The sequence below is a fragment of the Paenirhizobium cremeum genome, assembly GCF_022884085.1.
GTDB lineage: Bacteria > Pseudomonadota > Alphaproteobacteria > Rhizobiales > Rhizobiaceae > Allorhizobium > Allorhizobium cremeum.
Map to the genome: position 1 here is coordinate 131,077 of NZ_JAGGCS010000007.1, position 18,525 is coordinate 149,601.

At 64.0% G+C, this 18,525-nt stretch carries 16 protein-coding genes; 3 read left to right on the forward strand and 13 right to left on the reverse strand.

Going from position 1 to position 18,525, the window contains the following annotated elements:
• The first annotated feature begins 198 nt into the window (after positions 1 to 198).
• Complete coding sequence (locus J5N58_RS14445; RefSeq protein WP_244711344.1) at positions 199 to 1,398, forward strand: ROK family transcriptional regulator; 1,200 nt, start codon at positions 199 to 201, stop codon at positions 1,396 to 1,398.
• A gap of 151 nt (positions 1,399 to 1,549) precedes the next feature.
• Here J5N58_RS14445 and J5N58_RS14450 read toward each other — a convergent pair whose 3' ends face one another.
• From J5N58_RS14450 to J5N58_RS14460, 3 genes are read right to left on the reverse strand one after another with little or no spacing between them, the layout of a single operon-like run.
• Positions 1,550 to 2,368, reverse strand: coding sequence for a carbohydrate ABC transporter permease (locus J5N58_RS14450; RefSeq protein ID WP_112827076.1), 819 nt, complete (start codon positions 2,366 to 2,368; stop codon positions 1,550 to 1,552).
• Complete coding sequence (locus J5N58_RS14455) at positions 2,365 to 3,312, reverse strand: carbohydrate ABC transporter permease (RefSeq protein ID WP_244711346.1); 948 nt, start codon at positions 3,310 to 3,312, stop codon at positions 2,365 to 2,367. The genes J5N58_RS14450 and J5N58_RS14455 overlap by 4 nt, the downstream gene beginning before the upstream one ends.
• Positions 3,309 to 4,550, reverse strand: a complete 1,242-nt coding sequence (locus tag J5N58_RS14460) for an ABC transporter substrate-binding protein (protein ID WP_244711349.1) — start codon at positions 4,548 to 4,550, stop codon at positions 3,309 to 3,311. The genes J5N58_RS14455 and J5N58_RS14460 overlap by 4 nt, the downstream gene beginning before the upstream one ends.
• 333 nt (positions 4,551 to 4,883) lie before the next feature.
• Between J5N58_RS14460 and J5N58_RS14465 the strand changes: the two genes are divergently transcribed.
• Both J5N58_RS14465 and nagB read left to right on the forward strand, forming a co-directional pair.
• Positions 4,884 to 6,014 (forward strand): ABC transporter ATP-binding protein, encoded by a 1,131-nt coding sequence (locus J5N58_RS14465; protein ID WP_244711351.1) that lies wholly within the window; start codon positions 4,884 to 4,886, stop codon positions 6,012 to 6,014.
• 82 nt (positions 6,015 to 6,096) lie between these two features.
• A complete protein-coding gene (nagB, locus tag J5N58_RS14470; RefSeq protein ID WP_244711353.1) occupies positions 6,097 to 6,861 on the forward strand; it encodes a glucosamine-6-phosphate deaminase in 765 nt (254 codons plus the stop codon).
• A gap of 110 nt (positions 6,862 to 6,971) precedes the next feature.
• Here nagB and J5N58_RS14475 read toward each other — a convergent pair whose 3' ends face one another.
• The 10 genes from J5N58_RS14475 to J5N58_RS14520 form a co-directional block, all read right to left on the reverse strand.
• A complete protein-coding gene (locus J5N58_RS14475) occupies positions 6,972 to 8,729 on the reverse strand; it encodes an amylo-alpha-1,6-glucosidase (RefSeq protein ID WP_112827072.1) in 1,758 nt (585 codons plus the stop codon).
• Positions 8,730 to 8,764: 35 nt separating this feature from the next.
• A complete protein-coding gene (locus J5N58_RS14480) occupies positions 8,765 to 9,754 on the reverse strand; it encodes an ROK family protein (protein ID WP_244711355.1) in 990 nt (329 codons plus the stop codon).
• 90 nt (positions 9,755 to 9,844) lie between these two features.
• Entirely contained in the window at positions 9,845 to 10,801 is a 957-nt protein-coding gene (locus tag J5N58_RS14485) for a DMT family transporter (protein WP_113426340.1), read from the reverse strand.
• Positions 10,802 to 11,160: 359 nt separating this feature from the next.
• Complete coding sequence (locus J5N58_RS14490; RefSeq protein WP_112827069.1) at positions 11,161 to 11,670, reverse strand: hypothetical protein; 510 nt, start codon at positions 11,668 to 11,670, stop codon at positions 11,161 to 11,163.
• A complete protein-coding gene (locus J5N58_RS14495; RefSeq protein ID WP_113442475.1) occupies positions 11,663 to 12,973 on the reverse strand; it encodes a hypothetical protein in 1,311 nt (436 codons plus the stop codon). The genes J5N58_RS14490 and J5N58_RS14495 overlap by 8 nt, the downstream gene beginning before the upstream one ends.
• Positions 12,970 to 13,728 carry an ABC transporter ATP-binding protein gene (locus J5N58_RS14500; RefSeq protein WP_113466221.1) on the reverse strand — a complete coding sequence of 253 codons (759 nt, stop codon included), beginning with the start codon at positions 13,726 to 13,728 and terminating at the stop codon, positions 12,970 to 12,972. Before J5N58_RS14500 ends, J5N58_RS14495 begins: the two co-directional genes overlap by 4 nt.
• A complete protein-coding gene (locus tag J5N58_RS14505) occupies positions 13,725 to 14,777 on the reverse strand; it encodes a FecCD family ABC transporter permease (protein WP_244711358.1) in 1,053 nt (350 codons plus the stop codon). The genes J5N58_RS14500 and J5N58_RS14505 overlap by 4 nt, the downstream gene beginning before the upstream one ends.
• Before the next feature lies 1 nt (position 14,778).
• The gene (locus tag J5N58_RS14510) at positions 14,779 to 15,864 is read right to left on the reverse strand and encodes an ABC transporter substrate-binding protein (protein WP_244711360.1); all 1,086 of its coding nucleotides are present in this window, start codon (positions 15,862 to 15,864) and stop codon (positions 14,779 to 14,781) included.
• A gap of 289 nt (positions 15,865 to 16,153) precedes the next feature.
• Complete coding sequence (locus J5N58_RS14515) at positions 16,154 to 17,653, reverse strand: AMP-binding protein (RefSeq protein ID WP_112827064.1); 1,500 nt, start codon at positions 17,651 to 17,653, stop codon at positions 16,154 to 16,156.
• A gap of 30 nt (positions 17,654 to 17,683) precedes the next feature.
• Entirely contained in the window at positions 17,684 to 18,514 is an 831-nt protein-coding gene (locus J5N58_RS14520; protein ID WP_244711362.1) for a p-hydroxycinnamoyl CoA hydratase/lyase, read from the reverse strand.
• Positions 18,515 to 18,525: the final 11 nt, after the last annotated feature.

The window sequence follows — 18,525 nt, forward strand, 5'->3', positions numbered from 1 at the left end:
CTGCGGATGGAAAAGGATGCCCGCAGCACCCCGCGCCGGGGAGAGGGCGCCGATTGCGGCATCCGCCTGTGAATAGATCAAATTCCGCGTAGGGATTAAGTTCGTCAGGTCGGCGAACGCTTTCAAAAGTTCCCCGCTTGAGGTAATCATTCCGAGCATCGTTCGCAGCCCGTTCACAACCCAAGAGGCCCGCCGCCCATGAATCTCAGAGCGCCCCCCGCGCCCGTTCTGCGACAGATCTCCGTTCGCGCGGCCATGGATATCCTTCTCAACGAGGGCCCGACCTCGCGCGCCACGCTCGCCAAGAAAACCGGACTTTCCAAGCAGACCATGTCGGAGGTCATCCGCACCCTGGAGGAATCCGGCTGGGTGCGCGTCAAGGGTGTCGTGAGCGGCAAGGTCGGGCGAAGCGCCATCACATATGAAGTCGCCCCCGATGGCGGCTACGCGCTCGGCGTCGACATCGGCGCAAACACCGTTCGCCTGGCGCTGGTCAGCCTCACGGGCACCATCGTCCATGAAATCGAACATGCCACCGGCGGCAAGACGGGCCTTGCCCAGTTCGAACAGGTGCATGACCTCGTCGAGGCCGGGCTTGCGCGTTCCAATATACGGCCGGAGAAAATGCTCTTCGCCGCAGTCGCCACCCCCGGCGTGGTCGACCCGGAGACGGGCCATCTGGCGCTCGCCCCCAACATGGGCGACGTCGGCAGCCTCGATGTGGTGAGGGGTCTGCGACAGGCGCTGGGTTGCGACGTGACGATCGAGAACGACGTCAATGCCGCAATGATCGGCGAGGCCTGGAAGGGCTGCTCCACCGGCATCGACAGCGGCGCATTCATTTCGCTCGGAACCGGCATCGGCCTCGGCATGATGATTAACGGCAAGCTCATAAGAGGAGCCCGAGGCGCGGCGGGCGAAATCTCCTATCTTCCTTTCGGCGCCGATCCCTATGCGGCCGACAGCCTCGAGCGCGGCGCCCTGGAATGCGCAATCGGCGCCCGCGGGATCGTCGAGCGCTACAGGGCTGCCGGCGGCCTCGGCACATCGGTGCGCGAGGTGCTGGAGCGGGCTGAAGCCGGCGAGACACCCGCACTGGCAACGATCCGCGAGACGGCCCGCCTCGCAGCGCTGCTCGTCGTTTCGGTCGATGCGATGATCGATCCGGAAAAGATCGTGCTCGGCGGCAATGTCGGCCGCCATCCGCTGATGGTAAAGCTCATCCGCGAGGCCCTGCCGGCCTGCACGCGCCGGCCGATCGCGGTCGAGGCAAGCCTGCTCGGTTCGCGCGCCACCCTGATCGGCGCCGTCGCCATTGCCCTCAACCACCTGCACAACAGCCTCTTTTCGCCGCAGGACCTGCCGAGCGAAATGCGCCTGCCGCAGCAGCATCCGTAGCCGCGGACGCGACTGCCGCGACTACCGCGACTACCGACTACCGCGACAGAGCTTGCACCGGCGGGAGGCACTCTCCGCAAAAGAAAACGCCGGCTGGCGAAGCTCTCGCCAACCGGCGTTTCCGTCGTCCTTCCTTGGGAGGAAAGCTCGGTTATTCCTTCGTCGCACCCGCCATGATGCCGCCCATCAACAGTCTCTGCAGCGCCGAGAAGACGACCAGCACCGGCAGCACGGAAAGGACGGACATCGACAGCAACCGGGGCCAGTCGATGCCGAAACGGCCGACCGAATTGGCGATCGCCATCTGCACCGTCCACATGTCCTGGTCGTTGACGATCAGGAATGGCCAGAGATAGTCGTTCCAGCGCCAGACCAGGTTGAAGGCCATCAGCGTCCCGATCGCGGGAATGGACAGTGGAACGATGATCCGCAGGAGGATGCGCCATTCCGGCGTGCCGTCGAGACGGGCGGCCTCGAGCAGGCTGTCGGGGATGTTGACGATGTACTGCCGCATCAGGAAGACGCCGGTCGGCGTCGCGGCCGGTGCGATAATCAGACCGGCCAGCGTGTTGAGAAGGCCGAGGTCCCGCAGCACCAGAAAAACCGGAATGAGCACGATCTGCAGCGGCACCATCAGTGATGACATAATCAGCATGAAGAGTACAGTGTCGCCCTTGAAGCGGAACTTGGCCAGCGCATAGCCGGCCATGACGCTGATGGTCACGGACAGCATGGCGGAGAGAATGGCGACGATCGCCGAATTCTGGAAAAACAGCAGGAAGCGCGCCTTCGAGATTGCATTTGCAAAGTTCTCGAAGGTCGGGTTCACCGGCAACAGCGTCGGCGGCCACTGGAAAATCTCAGCCTGCGGTTTGAGAGCCGACAAAAGCAACCAGCCCGGCGGCAGCATGAAGACGAGGAGGACCAGCGCGACGAGCGTCAGGCGAAGGGGAGAATAGGGAGAGCTCATTCCTTGCTCCTCGAAACGCGCAACTGCACGATGGTCAGCGTAATCAGGATGATGAACAGAACCGCCGACTGGGCAGCGGCAATGCCTGCCTGCATCGGTTTCTGGAATGCGGTCTCGTAGATCGTCTGGATGAGATAGACGGTCGCCTTGCCCGGGCCGCCGCCGGTGAGAGAGACGACAAGTTCATAGACCTTGAAGGCCTCGATACAGGACAGCACCACCACCACGGCCATGGTGGGCTTCAGCAGCGGCAGGGTGATGTGGGTGAACTGCCGCCACTTCGGCGTGCCGTCAATCGAGGCCGCCTCGTAGTAATCTGGCGAGATCGCGGTCAGGCCCGAAAGGAAGATCATCATGTTCACGCCCGCCTGCCACCAGATCCAGGCGACCATGACGGCAATCTGCGCCATGGTATCCTGCTCGAGCCACGGAACCGGCGCGATCTCGACAAGCGACAGCAGGTAATTGACAAGGCCGTTGTTCAAGCCGAACAGCCAGCGCCAGGTGACGCCGATGATGAGAAGGCTAATCATCGAGGGAAAGAAGACGACGGTCCTGACAAAGGAGAAAAGCCTCGTCTGCGGCTGCAGCAGAAGCGCAAGTCCAAGCGAAAAGGCGATGTTCAGCGGCACGGCGCAGACTACGAAGACCACCGTCTTGAACAGCGACGTCCTGAATTCGCCGTTTCCGAGCAGGCTGACGAAGTTGTCGAAGCCGACGAAGGTCGGCAACGTCTGGGGTACCTGCGGCAGGACCACGACCCCGCGCTTGAAAAAGGCCATGACGAGGCCTTGCGCCAGGGGGTAGAGCGTGAAGGCGACGAGCAGCGCCACCGTCGGCAGCATCAGGAGATAAGGCCAGGCGAAGCGAAAGGCCGCCTTGGCCGGGGATGCGGCGGACGGGCTTGCGCCCGTCCCCGCTGCCTGGGTGACGACCGCACTCACCGGCCAGCCTCGATGGCTTCCTGCGCGGCCTGGCGGATCTGCTTGACGGCCTCGGCCGTGCTGATCTGACCGGCGACGGCCTGCGTCACGGCCGGCTTGATGACGGCCCAGACCGGCTGCATTTCCGGCCATGCCTGGTCGGTCGCGGCATAGGCCGGGCTGGCGTCAAGCTCGGACTGCATGGTCTTGACCGCGGCGGAGGCCGCCTCGTTGCCATATTCGACCTTGGCGGCCTTCAGGTTCGCCGGAATGACGCCGAAGGTCTTGGCATAATCCGCCTGCACGTCCGCAGAGGTGATCCACTTGATGAAATCCACCGCTTCCTTGAGGTTCGGGCTGGTATTGAAGGCGACCAGATAATCGCCGCCGTAGATCGACGAGCGCACTGTGCCCGCCGGTGTCGGGCCGGCCTGCCAGGCAAAGCCCGCCTTGCCTGCAAGCGTCGGGATCTGCCAGCTGCCGGACATATAGGCGACCGCCTGTCCTCCGACGAAGAGTTCCTTCGGATTGTCGGAGCTTGCACCGGTCCACAAGCCCGGCGGCATGGCGTCCTTGGTGATGGCGATGAAGTCGTCGAGGCTCTTTTCCCACTTGGCATCGTCCATAACGACCTGGATCGGCTCCTTCTCGGAGAAGATGTGGTTGCCATACTGGAACTGGTGCACGATGAAGCGGCTTGCCGACACGTCCCAGACCAGCGGATAGCGCGTGCCGGATTTTTCGGCGACTTCCTTGATCTTCGGAATGAATTCTTCCCAGGTCCAGCCCTTGTCCTGGGCCGGGATCTCGACGCCGGCCTTTTTGAAGGCGTCGACGTTGAGGAAGATACCGGTCGAGGTCACGTTCAGCGGCGCGGCGATGACCTTGTCGCCGAGACGGGCGCCATCGGCCCAGCCCTTGACGAAGTCGTTGATCCATTCCGGCCCGATCTCCTTGTTGAGGTCGGCGAGGAACGGCCGGATGACCGGCTCCATGGACGATGTCAGAGACAGGTCGGGCATGATGCCGGAGGCCGCATACTGCTGGAATTTCTGCAGCATGCCGTCATAGGGCGTGATCTGCAGATCGAAGGTCGTGTCCGGATGCGATGCGGTGTACTTGTCGAGAATGGTACGCAGCGCGGCTTCCTGGCTGTCGTCCTCGACGTACCAGGCGAGCTTGAGTTCCGCCGCTGCAGCGCCGGACAGCGACATGAGCGTTGCCAGCGCTGCCGCGCCGGTGAGTTTCAGGACATTCATCACGTTCCCCTTTCATCTGCCCGACCATGGCCGGTACGATGTTCTTGTTTGGCACCCGGCGCGACAAGCAGGTCGAGCCGGAATTCGACGAAAATAATTTGTTCGGTACCAAGACGAATTAAATATGCCTTTCGTTCGGAGTCAAGCCGAATCCTCGGAAAGTCAGCCACACGCGCGTTTCACCGCCTTTGCGGTTGATATCTTTCCGGGTCGATCAATAAAATATGTTCGTTACCTTGACGAACTATAATGAATTGGTCACACTGGCAACGAATTGGGCTTATAGGGTTCCGCGCGAAGGTGACGCCCTTCCGGGCGAAAGAGGACGAAACAATGGCGGGTCTGACATTGACAGGAGTGGTCAAGCTTTATGGCACCCATCCGGTTATCCACGGCATCGATCTCGACGTGAAGGACGGAGAATTCGTCGTCCTGGTCGGTCCGTCCGGCTGCGGCAAGTCCACTCTTCTCCGTTCGATTGCCGGTCTTGAGGCGACAAGCGCCGGCACCATCCGCATCGGCGAGGACGACGTTACCCGCCTGCCCCCCGGCGACCGCGGCATTGCCATGGTGTTTCAGTCCTATGCGCTCTACCCGCACATGACCGTGCGCAAGAACCTGTCGTTCGGACTTGAGAACCTCAAGATGAGCCGGGAGGAAATCGACGCGCGCGTTGCAGAGGCGGCCCGGATGCTGGCGATCGAGCCGCTGCTCGACCGGCGGCCGAAGCAGCTCTCGGGTGGCCAGCGCCAGCGCGTGGCAATCGGCCGGGCCATCGTGCGCCAGCCGAAGATCTTCCTTTTCGACGAGCCGCTCTCCAATCTCGATGCCGCCTTGCGCGTGCAGACCCGTGGCGAAATCAGCAGGCTGCACAAGCGGCTCGGCTCCACCATGATGTACGTGACCCACGACCAGATCGAGGCCATGACCATGGCCGACCGTATCGCCGTGCTGAATGGCGGCCGGCTGGAGCAGTTCGGCGCGCCGCTCGAGCTTTTCGATTATCCAGCCAACAAATTCGTCGCCGGCTTCATCGGTTCGCCCCGGATGAATTTCTTCGAGGGTACCATTCTCGACGCCCAGTCGGAGCGCGTGACCGTGGACGTTCCCGGATTCGGCGCGCTCTCGCTGCCGGTCGAAGGGGCCACCGGCAAGGTCGGCGAGAAAGCGACGCTGGGCGCGCGGCCCAATCATTTCCAGTTGCGCCGCACAGCATCGGGCGAAGGCCATGCCGTGCGCTTCGAGACGACCTATGCCGAAAGCGTCGGCACGGAAACCTATGTCTATGGAAAGCTGGAGGGCAACGAGGCGGATGTGGTGCTGCACCTTCCCGACCATGTGCCGGCCCAGGAGGGCGACATTCTGGAACTGGTGATCGAGCCGGCCCGCCTGCACCTCTTTCATGCCGAAACGGGCGTATCGTTTCCCAAGCGGCGCGCCGACGGCACCCGCGTCGCCGCCTGAAGCCTTTAGGCCCGAACCTTCTCGAACGACCGGCCGCCTGACGGGCGGACGGCATGATCCACCCTGCCTTGACGAGAAAACCATGCAGACCAACAGCGCCCGCCTGCCTGCCAGACGCTCCGGCGTCACGGTGGCTCCCGATGCGAGGGAAGCCGCGCGGCTTGTCGCAGCCCGCATCGTCGCGTTCATGAAGGAAAAGCCCGATGCCGTACTGGGGCTTGCCACCGGCGCCACGATGGAACCGGTCTATGCGGAGCTGGTTGCAGCCTATCGCGCCGGCAACGTCAGCTTCGCATCGGCCTCCACCTTCAACCTCGACGAATATGTCGGCCTGGCGAGCGAGCATCCGGCCGCTTATCGATCGACGATGAACCGGCTGCTGTTCGACCATGTCGATATCGACAAGGCGCGTACCCATGTGCCCGACGGCCATGCAAGCGATCCTTCCGCGGCCGCCGCACGCTACGAAGCCGCCATCGCCGCGACCGGACCGATCGACCTGCAGTTGCTCGGGATAGGCCGCAACGGCCATATCGGGTTCAACGAACCCGGCTCCCCCCTCGACAGCCGCACCCGCGTCGTGGAGTTGCATTCCTCCACGCTCGATGCCAACCGCGCCTTCTTTCCCGATGGGCGAATGCCCCATTTCGCCATCACCATGGGAATCGCGACAATCCTCCAGGCCCGCCGCATCCTGCTGCTCGCAACGGGTCCGGCCAAGCGCGACGCCGTTGTACGGGCGCATGCGGGCGGTTTCGACATCGATTGCCCTGCATCGGCGCTCAGCGACCACGCAAACGTCGAGTGGATCGTTGACGCCGAGGCGGCCGCCGGCCTGTCCGGCTAAGCGGTAGCGCTCGCCTTTAACACCGCCCAAAAAGAGAAGCGATCCCTGCTCTTTCGAACGGGGATCGCTTCAGCGTGTCCGCAAAGCCCGAACCTGGGACCGGCGGCCGTCTATTCGACGACCGCTCCCTTGGCGATCGCCGCCTCGATCGCCTCCCTGTATTCGAGAATTGCGGCCGCATGCATGCCCGTCCATCCCTGCAGCAGGGACCCTCGACCGAAAGGCGGGGCAAAATATTCGACGGAACCGATCCACCCGTTTTCAAGGCATGTCTTCCACCATCGCAGCATCGGATAATCCCAACCGTCAAGGCCGAAACGAAGCCGCTGCTCGGCATAGAGGCCGGAGAGATACGGCCAGTCGGAGCCGTTGTGATAACGATAGGCGAAAGCCGACTTGGCGCGTGTATCCGCAACGCGCTTGAACGGCGGCCATGCGCACATCACCCCCCAGTCGCCATAGGGCTGGCGGTCGTTGTTACGGGTCTCGAGAAGCGCCTGCACGTGCCCCAGAACCGTTCGGGCACGCTCTGCCGGGACCGCGTCGAAGCGCAACAGGGTGAGGCTGTCGAGCGTGAGGTGATCCTCGACGAAATCGCCCTTGATCCCGTAGTCGGCATACCAGCCCGAAGGCTGGAGCAGAGCGCCGTCGAGCGAATTGCGCGCCTGGACGGCGAGTTCCGAAGCCTCCTGCGCCACGGAGGCGTCGCAGGTCGCGCCATGGCGCGCGATCACGTCCAGCGCACCGATCCACAAGCCGACGTCGTAGGACACATAGCCGTGCCGATAGACATTGTCGGCCCAGTCCCGGTCGTGTCGCGGCTTGACCGGCAGGCCGGTTCCATGGCTGTCGAAGCCGATGTAACGACGGAAGATTGCCTCGACGACCGGCCAGTGCCTTCGCATGACGTCCGTATCGCCGGTGGTGCGGATATAGTCGCCGATGGTGAGGACAAAGAATAGCGGGCTATCGAAATGATCGCTCCACCAGTCCGTCGGGCGCAGATGCTCCATGCGATATTCCGGCGCGGTGGTTCGGTATTTCTCCCATTCGAGCCCCTGTGCGGGACCGGTCAGAATGACGCCGCTCGGCGCCTCGCCATCCGGCTGGATGCCGGTCGCCAGAAGGTCGATCTGCTCGCGCACCGCATCCGGTTCAAGGAAAAGCAGGGCCTGGAGCGTCCAGTAGCCGTCACGGTAGTAGGTCCGGGTCGGCGCGCTGTAGGCCTGGCCGGCTGCAAGGCCTAAAAACCGGCCGTCTTCGGCTCGCCGGATCGACGAGAGGGAGGCATGGGCGCTCTGGAGCGCCATGCTGCGCAGCAGGGGCGGCGCCGACGGCAGCAGATCGCATCGTTCGACATGCGCCTGGCACTCGGCGACGATCTGTTCGGTGGTGAGCGACAGGCCACGCTCGGCCTCTTCCATGCCCGCGCCGACGGCGACGGCGATGACGCCATCCCCCCGGTCCTCGACGATCGTCACGCCCCAGGGCGTTTTGGCAATGCGCCGCCTGCCGCGGTGAACCACCTTTTCAGGCCGCACCAGCGAACCCCACCATGCGCAGCGCCGCGCCGGCTGGACAGAGCGCAGCACACTGTTGGTCAGCACCAGAACGGGCTGGGACTGAGCGACATGGAGACCCTGCCGATCCGCGCTCAGGCGATTGGGGGCATAGACGAACGGGCCGGTCCAGGGTTCCAGGAAGATATTGGCCATCCGGCCACAGCCCCAGAGCGAGACTTCCAGCCTGCCCTCGGGATAGAAGTCACCTTGCAGTCTCGGCGCCATGAAGGCGAGTTGGAGGGCCTCGCGGCTCGCCACCTGTCCGTCCGGTCTTGCTTTAGCGAGAGGCTGTTTCGTCTCGGTCATTGCTGTTTCCTTCCGTGCGATTGGCGAAAGCCGGGTTAGGCCGGGCGACGGTGCGCGTCCCCGGCGAGATGCAGGCCAAGCATGACGGCGCCGATCATGCCCGCCTGGGAACCGAACCGGCTTGGCTCGATACGGCAGTCGAAAGGCAGAAGCGGCCGCAAATAAGTCTTCAGCAGATCGAAGAAGCGGGCCTGGCTGCCAATGCCGCCACCGATGACCGTCAGCGTGGGATCGATCAGGCTATGGATGGCGGCTATGCCGACCGAGGCCGTCCGCGCGATATCGTCGATCACGCCTTCGGCCTCGCGGTCGCCCTGGGCGGCCTTCTCGAAAATGTCAGCAACCGTCTCGCCGTTTTCGGAATAGCGACGGCGGATGCCGAGGGTGCCGACCTCATCCTCGAACAGGCCGTTCACGGATTTCGGCGCACGCGCATGGGGCTCCGCCCCCACCGGAAGATAACCGATCTCCCCTGCCCGGCCGAATTCGCCGCGGATCAGTTCTCCGGACAGGACGAGACCCATGCCGACGCCTGTGCCGAAGGAGACGAAGGCAAGCGACCGCTCTCCGCGACCGGCGCCGGCGCTGGCCTCGGCATAGGCCGCGAGATTGACGTCGTTCTCGACGATGACGGGACAAGGCAGCCGCTCGGCCATCAATGCGGCCAGCGGGCGCCCCTCCGGCAGCTCCAGATTGGGCGAAAGCGAAGCAAGGCCGGTACTGGGCGAAACGGCGCCGGGTACGCCAATGACGACCTGCCGGACGTCCGAGACGGCAATACCTGCCCTGGCGGCCAGATCCTGCACGAGACGCGCCATCTGGGCCAGAACCGGGGCTCCCTGTCCATGCGCAGTCGGTTCGTTGAGGGTCGCCAGAACCTCGCCGCTCCCATCCGCAATGCCGCCAAGGATCTTCGTGCCGCCAAGGTCGATGCCGACCACATGGCTTCCGTCCGCAGGGCGACGGGCATTGGCCGCCAGCGACAGGGCATTCTCGGAGGCGGCAGGCGTCGAAATGGCTGACACAGCACTGTCCTTATATTTGTTCGGCATGTTGACGAATTTATTATGCGGCGAGCGATATCGGTGTCAAGGACGATACTGTCGGCGAGGGATCTATTCGCCGAGCGCCGTCGCTTCCGATTGCGCAGTTGAGGTTTCCTTCGCCAGGCGGCGCTCGCGATACCAGATGAACAGACCCGACGCGATGAGGATGGCAGCGCCCGCAAAGGTCCACACCGTCGGAACGTCGCCGAAGATCACGTAGCCGAGGAGCAGTACGGCGAGGAACTGGAAATATTGCAGCGGCGCCAGGAAGGACGCCGGCGCATAGCGATGCGCATGGATGTAGAAATAATGGCTGAGGGCCCCGAAAAAACCCGCGCCGATCAATGCAGCCCAAAGGCGCGGCTCGCCCGGCGAGACCCAGACGAAAGGCATGAGCGGCGTCAGGATCGCCGCCGGCAACCCCGCCATAATCAAGAGCATGCTGCCCGGGGAATCCGTTCCGGCCAGACGCCGCGTCATGATGCTGTAGCTCGCGCCGACCAGCACCGACAGCAGAATGATGCCGAACGCCGGTTCGAAGCTGCCCGGCGCCGGCCGCGTGATGACCAGAACGCCGAGAAAACCGACGAGGATCGCGCCCCAGCGGTAGCGTCCGACGGTCTCCCCGAGAAACACCACCGAGAGCAACGTGACGAAGATCGGCCCCATGAACTGGATCGACAGCGTCTGGGCGATCTGCAGGTAGCTCAGCGCCAGAAAGTTCAGGCCCGTGCAGACGATCTGCACCGAAGCGCGCGCCAGTTGCAGCCTGGGGCTCGCCGTTCTCCAGGCCGAAGGCGTGTTCCAGGGATTGAAGACGACGGCCACCAGCGCGAAGTGAATGGCGAAGCGAAACCACACGACCTCGATGGCCGGAAGATCCTGCGAAGCGATCTTGGCGCAACTGTCGAGAAAGGCGAACAGGGTGACTGCGATCAGCATGTATGCCGCCGCCCTGGCCTTGTTTGTGGGGAATGCGGTCGCGGATTGACCCATCTGTCGGTTGGCGGTGGCCGGCGATGCCATGTCTGCCCTCGAAAACGAATTGCACTATCGTCTTCTATAGCAGCGAAATAAACATTCGTCACCATGACGAACTATTAATTTGCGACGTGAACGCCGGATAAAAAACGGAAGCTTGGCTCCCGTGGGCACAGCAAGGCCGAGGGGTCCGCAAACCCTCGTTACGGACCTTAATAACGACCGCTTGTCGGTTAATGGCGAAACTTCCGGCGCGCGCCGCACGCCGATCTTCGTTGCGGGGTCGTCCGCCGGATCGCCCGTGCCACGACAACAAAGATAAGCGCTGACCGCGCGATCCGGCGGCATGGCCGGCTGCCTCCGCTTTGCAACGGGCAGTTTGCCCGGTCTAAGGCCGGAACCCGTCAGTACAGGCTGACGGCGTAAACCTCTTGCGGAGCAAGCGGCAGCAAACGGTAGGCCATCTCGGCCTTCAATTCCTCGTGACGGGCAATCTCATCGGGCGTCTTGTCCTTCTTGGCGCCGAGGGTGACGAATTCTTCCTTCACATGGCCGGGCCGGATCACAGCCTGTACCGTGCGGCCGCGATAGCTGAAGCGGAACACGTAGGGTCCGGGCGGGTCGGTGATGACGTCCTTGCCGCCGATCGACTTGTCGACGGTCAACCGCCCCTCGGTGAGCGCCCGGGTCACCATTTCCAGCGCATCGCGTCCGCCGGGGCCGGAAAAGGCGGTCACGATCGTCACCTCGCGCCGTTCCAAGGGCGTGTCGGACAGCAGCGGAAACGCCGCCTGCATGGCTTTGAGCGCATGAGCCACGCCGCCCGGAAAGCCGCCGCCGTGATAGGCGTTGATGCTGTCGAAGGTGAAGCTGATCGGGTGGCCGTTGTCGAGCACGGTAATGGCATTAGACATCTGCAAGGGCTTTCAGGTTGGGAACGAAGCGGTCGAGGAAACGGGTCGTGGCCGGCATGAAATGCGAACCGTGATGGAACATCGGGTCGAGCGAGGAAAGGATCATCGTTCCCTTCGTCGAAACCCTGTCCTCGTAGAGGATCGCCCGGCCCTCGCCGTCACGGGCGAGCACCGTGGCGCCGTCCGGCGGCGTAAACCAGCCATGCAGGTGCCAGGTCGCTTCCCGGTCGCCGATGTCGGCCATCAGCGGATGGCGGGCCGCAGCTTCGGTGACGCGCACGCCGAGATCGGCTGCCGGATCGAGCCACCACCACCAGTTCGTCGGAGTGCCGGTGAAGTCGACTTTCGGCAGCCACAGGTCGGACCGGCTCTCGCCGAGCGCGACCACAGTACCGCCCGCCGCCAGATGACGGGCAAGCACGGCTTTCTGCGCGATCATGCGCTGCACCGGCGTGCGGCAGGGAACCCACAGAATATCGTCGGGGCGCAGGATATCGGCGAGTTGTTCGGGCGCGCAGATCACGTCGAACGCTTCGGTATAGCGCGGTCCTTCCAGGCTGCGGATATGGTAGTAGGTACCACAGGACGGTGCGACAATGCGCCTCCCGGTCCGGCTCGACATGCGCATGCCGCCGTAGGTTTCGGGCTCGGCAAGCAATTCTTCGGCCGCCGACGATGACGACGCGGTCGGCCAAGGGTCGAGGCAGGCGCCGCCAAGGGTCCAGTCAATCATGCGGCGCGTCAGCTCGCCCGAAAGGTTCCATTCCAGCCCCATGGAACCGAGATCGTTGCCGGCATGGGAAAAGATGCGTCCGCCCCCAGGCCGGTCCCAGACCCAATCGACCGGCACCTTCGCCGACCCCAGACCGTTCACCGCCACGGCGCCTTCCGGCAGCGGATTGCAGCCCCGGCCGTAAAAGCCCGCCACGCCCTTGTTGGTCTCGAGCTTCGAAAGGTCGATGCCGGAAAACAACGGATGCGGGTTGACGGAGGAAAGGTCGAAATCGGCGCGCTTCGGCGCCTCGATCGGCCGGTACTGGGCCATGCCCTCGACCAGCGGCCGCACCATGTGGCCGTTGAAAAACCAGCGTCCGCCGGCGTCGAGGAAGGCGGCAAGCACGTCGCGCATCAGGACCATGGCATTCTGGTCGAGCTGGTTGCCGGTAATCAGGCCCCTGTGGGCCAGAAGCATATCCGCCGTCAGCGCCGACTGCTCGACGATCGTCACCACGCCCTCGGCTGCGGCCGCCTTCACCGTCTCGGACGGGTCATCGTAGGCGGATTTCAGATAGATCGTGGTCATGCTGCCTCTATTCCGGCGAAGGCGGGCAGGATCGCCCGGCGCGTCTCGCCCGTCGGTCCGGTGACGTCCACCCATCGCATCGCCACGCCGTAGAGTTCGGACAGCTTGTGGGGCTCGATCATCTCGGCGACGGTACCGTGGATTTCGCGCCCGCCGGGCATCATCAGCAACACGTCGTCGGCCGCCGCCAGCGCATGGTTGGGGTCGTGGGTGGTGAACAGGATCGCCTTGTCGCGGCGAAGCCTGAGCGTGTTCAAGAGTTCCAGCGTGCGCGACTGGTTGCCGAGATCGAGCGCAGAGGTCGGTTCGTCGAAGACCAGAGCCGGCGATCCGGTGGCGATGGCACGGGCGATCAGAACCATCTGCCGCTGGCCGCCGGACATGCGGTCGTAGCGAAGCTCGGCCAGATGGCAGGCGCCGACCTCGACCAGCGCCTCCTCGGCCGCCGCGCGGTCGTCCGCCGAGGGCTGGCCGAACAGGCCAAGCCTGGCCGCCCGACCCATGATGACCACGTCGAGGCCAGAAAGCTTGGCCTGCGAGGCGCCGTGCTGCGGCACGTAGCCGGCAATTTTCGGGGCGCTGCGGCGACCCTTCGCCAGCGGCTGGAAACCGAGCAGGGCCCGCAGCAGCGTGGTCTTGCCGCGACCATTGGGGCCGAGTACCGCCATGGAACGGCCGACCGGCACGGTGAAGCTGATGCCGGAAAACAGGGTGCGGGCGCCGAAGGAAACGGAAGCGTCTTCAAGACCGATCATGTGCGGTTCGTCTCCTTGAAGTGGCGGCGCAGCAGGTAGCCGAACACCGGCGCGCCGACCAGCGCAGTCAGGACGCCAAGCGGGATCTCGGCCGCCGTCAGCGTGCGCGCCATGGTGTCGATCAGCGTCAGATAGGCGGCACCCAGCAGGGCCGAGGCCGGGATCAGCGCGCGGTGATCCTCGCCAACCAGGATGCGCGCAGCATGCGGCACGACGAGGCCGATCCAGCCGATGATGCCGGCCACCGCCACCGAGGTTCCGGTCATCAGCGAAATGGCGATGAAGACATACCAGCGCTCGCGGTCGGGATTGACACCGAGCGAACGGGCCTCTTGCTCCTCGAGCGCCAGAAGGTTGAGGCGGTAGCGCAACAGCCAGACGGCAAGAAGACCAAGCCCCATGCCCGGCACGGCGAGCCACAGGCGGGGCCAGGTGGCGGTGGAGAACGACCCCATCAGCCAGTAGACGATGGCGGGCAGCGAGGTATTGGGATCGGCGACGAACTGCACCACCGAGACCAGTGCGGCAAACAGCGCGCCGACGATCATGCCGGCCAGGATCACGGTGATGACCTCAGTGCGGCCATTGATGCGGGCAAGAAGCCCGACCAGAACCAGCGCCGACAGGCCGAGCAGGAAGGCCATGCCGAGCAGGACGAAACCGGAATAGCCGAACAGGATGGCGAGCGCGCCGCCGAAGGCTGCACCCTGGCTGATGCCGAGCACCTGCGGCGAGACCAGCGGATTGCGGAACACGCCCTGCAGCGCCGCCCCGCCAACGGCGAGCGCCGCACCCGACAGCGCCGCCAGAAGCACGCGCGGCAGACGCACGAGCAGCACGATACGCTCGTCCATCTGGGTCGGCACGGCATCCGGGTTCAGGATCGCCGCCAGCAGGATCTCGCCGATGCGCGTCACATCGACGGAAAAGCGTCCGGCCCCGATCGAAAACAGCATGGCGGCGGCGAGCACCAGCCCCATGAGCCCGAACGCGCCAATCCTGAAGCCGATCCGGCTTCGGCGCCCGCTCTCCGTCGCGGCCATCGCCATCTTACTTCGCCTTGAACTGGGCGTAGTTCGTGGCGTCGCCCTGCATGCCGATCCACAGGATGCCGTCGATGTCCTCGTCGGTCAGGTCGTAGTCGTAGAGCGTCTTGTAGGCTTTTTTCATCTCGCCGCGCAGGTCGTACTGGAAGATGTCGGGATGCAGGAGATTGGCGAGCCACATCCAGGTCAGCGGGCTTTCCTGGTTCGGCGGGTCCCAGCGATAACCGCCGAGCGGCATCTTGTAGACGCGCTTTTCCTGGGCGGCCTTGGTCAGCGACAGGATCGGGTCGTCATAGATCCGCCCGACGCCGAGCTTGGCCTCGAAGCTATTGAGGAGGATGACGTCCGGGTTCCACTCGGCGATCTGCTCGGGACTGATCGTCGTGCCCTGGCCTTCAACCTTGGCGGAAGCCGATGTGGCGCCGACCAGATTGATATAAAAGGCGTTGTAATTGCCCTTGTCGCCGGAAGCGGTCAGCCCCTCGAGCGCGCGCCCGAGATAAAGCACCTTCGGCTTCTTCTCCGCCGGAATGTCCTTCGACTTCGCGGCCATTTCGGCGGCCACCTGATCGCGCCAGCCGTTAATCATATCGGCGCGCTCGGGCTTGCCCATCGCGGTCGCCACCATTGCCTGGTACTGCTTGGTCTTTTCCTCCGTGCCGTAGGAAATCAGCAGCGCGGTGAGGCCGGCATTGACGATCGGGTCGACCAGGTCGGGGCCGCGATCGGCCCACTGGATCACCAGTTCCGGATTGGTGGCCGCAAGTTCCTCGACGTTCGGAATGAAGTTCGGCGCGGTGATGTCGGAGGGGATGTCCTTGGCCTCGGGGAAGATCCTGCCGAGCACGCCCTCGACGATCGCCGACTTGGCGGTCGGGTTCATGCCGACGAGCTTGGACGTTCCGCCGTCCATGGCGATGATGGTCGAGGCCATCGGGATCGGGATCGAGGCGATGCGCTCGGCCGGCTTTGCCAGCGTCACTGTGCGCTTTTCATGGTCGATGATGGTGATCGGTTCCGCCAATGAAATGACCGGTTGCGTAACAACGAGCGCAAGAGCGATCGCCAGCTCGTTCCGTCTGGAAAACATGAAACTGTCCCTCAAAATTTAGTGCTATATCTCCATCCTAAATATGATTGATAGTGTCAAGTTTTTTGGAATTTTTGTGTGTCGTGAGGACATCGGGGCGTCCCACAGGGGATACGGCATGCCACCGATCGGCGCCGGTTCCGTGCCGGCATCCAGGTACGGAACCGACAAGAGAGCGGCCTCCCGACGCTGCGTCAGCCTGGGGAGATCGATCTTCCCGGCTTTTGAGTCGCAATCGTTCGGTCGAGAGAAGAGCGTTGCCTTGCCAGGGCGAAGGCAACGCCTCGCATCAGAGTTCCACAAGCGCCTCGCGGCGCAGCACGTGTTTCATCACCTTTCCGGAGCCGGTCCGGGGCAGGCTGGTGACGAAGCGAAACTCCTTCGGCACCTTGTAGCGGGCGATCAGCGACTGGCAATGCCGTGCGAGTTCCTCAGGGTCGGGCCGCCGATCCGGGGCCATGACCACATAGGCTCGTCCAACCTCGCCCCAGCGCTCGTCTGGAATGCCGATGACCGCCACCTCGCGGACACCGGGATGTTCGGCAAGCGCTGCCTCTATCTCGACCGGGTAGACGTTCTCGCCGCCGGAGATGAACATGTCCTTGCGGCGGTCCACGATCGAGATGAAACCGTCCTCGTCGCGGCGTCCGACATCGCCGGTTCGAATCCAGCCATCCGCCGTGAAGCTGCGCTGCCGTTCTTCCGGCCGGTTCCAGTAGCCGGTGACGACATTGAGCCCGAAGACCAGGATCTCCCCCGGAGACCCGTCCGGCACGTCGCGGTCGTCTTCATCCACCAGCCTTATGGCTGTCAGCGGTCCCGCAAGGCCGACCGCGCCCGCCTTGGCGCGCAGAAGCTCCTGCGACAGGGGCATGCCGAGAGTGGTCCCGGTTTCGGTCATGCCGTAGCCGTCGACCATGCGCACGCCGTGATCGAGCCACCAGCGGATATGAGCCGGCGGGTTCGGCGCGCCCCCGGTGAAGAGCGCCTTGAGCCTGCTCCACCGTTCGGGCGCGAAGTTCGACGCATGGCGAAGGGCTTCCGCCATCTGGGGCACGCAGAAATAATGCGTGACGCCGAAATCGGGATTGCCCAGCCGCTCATTGGTCAGTTCGGGATCGAAGCCGGGCGAGACGATGAAGGTGCCGCCGCGCAGCATCGGCGGCCAGATCTGCGTGACGATGCCGATGACATGGAACATGGGGCTGTCGCAGAGGAACACGCAACCTGTGTCCACCTCGCCCAGGATGTTGAAGTTCACCGCGGTCGCCAGCAGAAATTGCGAGGTCAGCAGCGCACCCTTCGGCACGCCTGAGGTGCCGGAGGTATAGAGAATGATGCATGTGTCGTGACCGGAGTGCGGCGTGCATCGCGCTCCCGGCTCCGCGACCGCGACATCGGAGGCGAAATTGCGAAAGCTCTTCGCGCGGCAGCCGGGCGGCAGTTCCGGGATATCCTCGTCGGTATAGAGGATCGACGGCGTGCAGTCCCTCAGCAACTGCCCGAGTTCCTGCTGCGACAGGCGCCAGTTGAGCGGAACGAAGATCGCGCCGAGCCGCATCAGCGCCTGCTGCAGGATGACCTGATGCACGTTGTTGCGGGCAAGCACAGCCACCCGGTCGCCCTTCACGATGCCTTCGGCGCCCAGCACGGTCACGGCGCGCTGGATATCCGTGTCAAGTTCCCGGTAGGTCCACTGCCGATTGCCGGCAAGATCGACGCAGGCCGTCGCCGCCGGCCGGAGGCGCGCGTGAAGCGCCACCGGATCGGGTGAAATGAAGTCCAGCATTTTTCCTCCTCCCTTTCTCCTCCTCGGGCTTCAGCGAACCTTGCGGTCCTTGTCATAGGCCCCAAGGCCCGGCTTGTAGGATTTTTCGTCGATGAACTGACGAATGCCCTCCTTGCGTCCCTCGTTGTCGAAGGAGTTTGCAGCCTCCTGGGCGCGGACGAGATAATCCTCCGCCTCGTCATAGGTCATCACGCCGACGCGGCGGATGGCGTCCTTGGTGGCCTTGAGCGCGACCGGGTTCTTTGCGCGCAGGATCTTCGCCACCTCGCTCACCCGATCCTTGAGCTGGGCAAGCGGCACGCTTTCGTTGACGAGGCCCCACTCGGCAGCCGTCTTTCCGTCGATCGGCTCACCCAGCAGCGCATGATACATGGCCTTGCGGAAGGGCAGCAACTCCACGGCGACCTTGGTCGCCCCGCCGCCCGGCAGGATGCCCCAGTTGATTTCCGAGAGGCCGAACTTCGCTTCATCCGCCGCGAATGCGAGATCGCAGGCAAAGAGCGGACCGTAGCCACCGCCGAAGCACCAGCCGTTGACCATGGCGATGGTCGGCTTCTGGTACCAGCGCAGCCGGCGCCACCAGCCGTAGCTTTCCCGCTGGGACCGGCGGACCCCCTTGAGCCCTTCGGCCTCCGTTTCCCGGAAATACTCCTTGAGATCCATGCCGGCCGTCCAGGCAGCCCCCTCCCCGGTCAGCACCAGCACGGCGACATCGGAACGGAACTCGAGTTCGTCGAGCACCTCCATCATCGCCCGGTTGAGCGTCGGGCTCATCGCATTGCGTTTGTCGGGACGGTTGAAGCGCACCCATGCGATGCCATCGATGACATCAAATGCGACAGTATCGGTATCGTTGGCCATGTGGCCCTCCT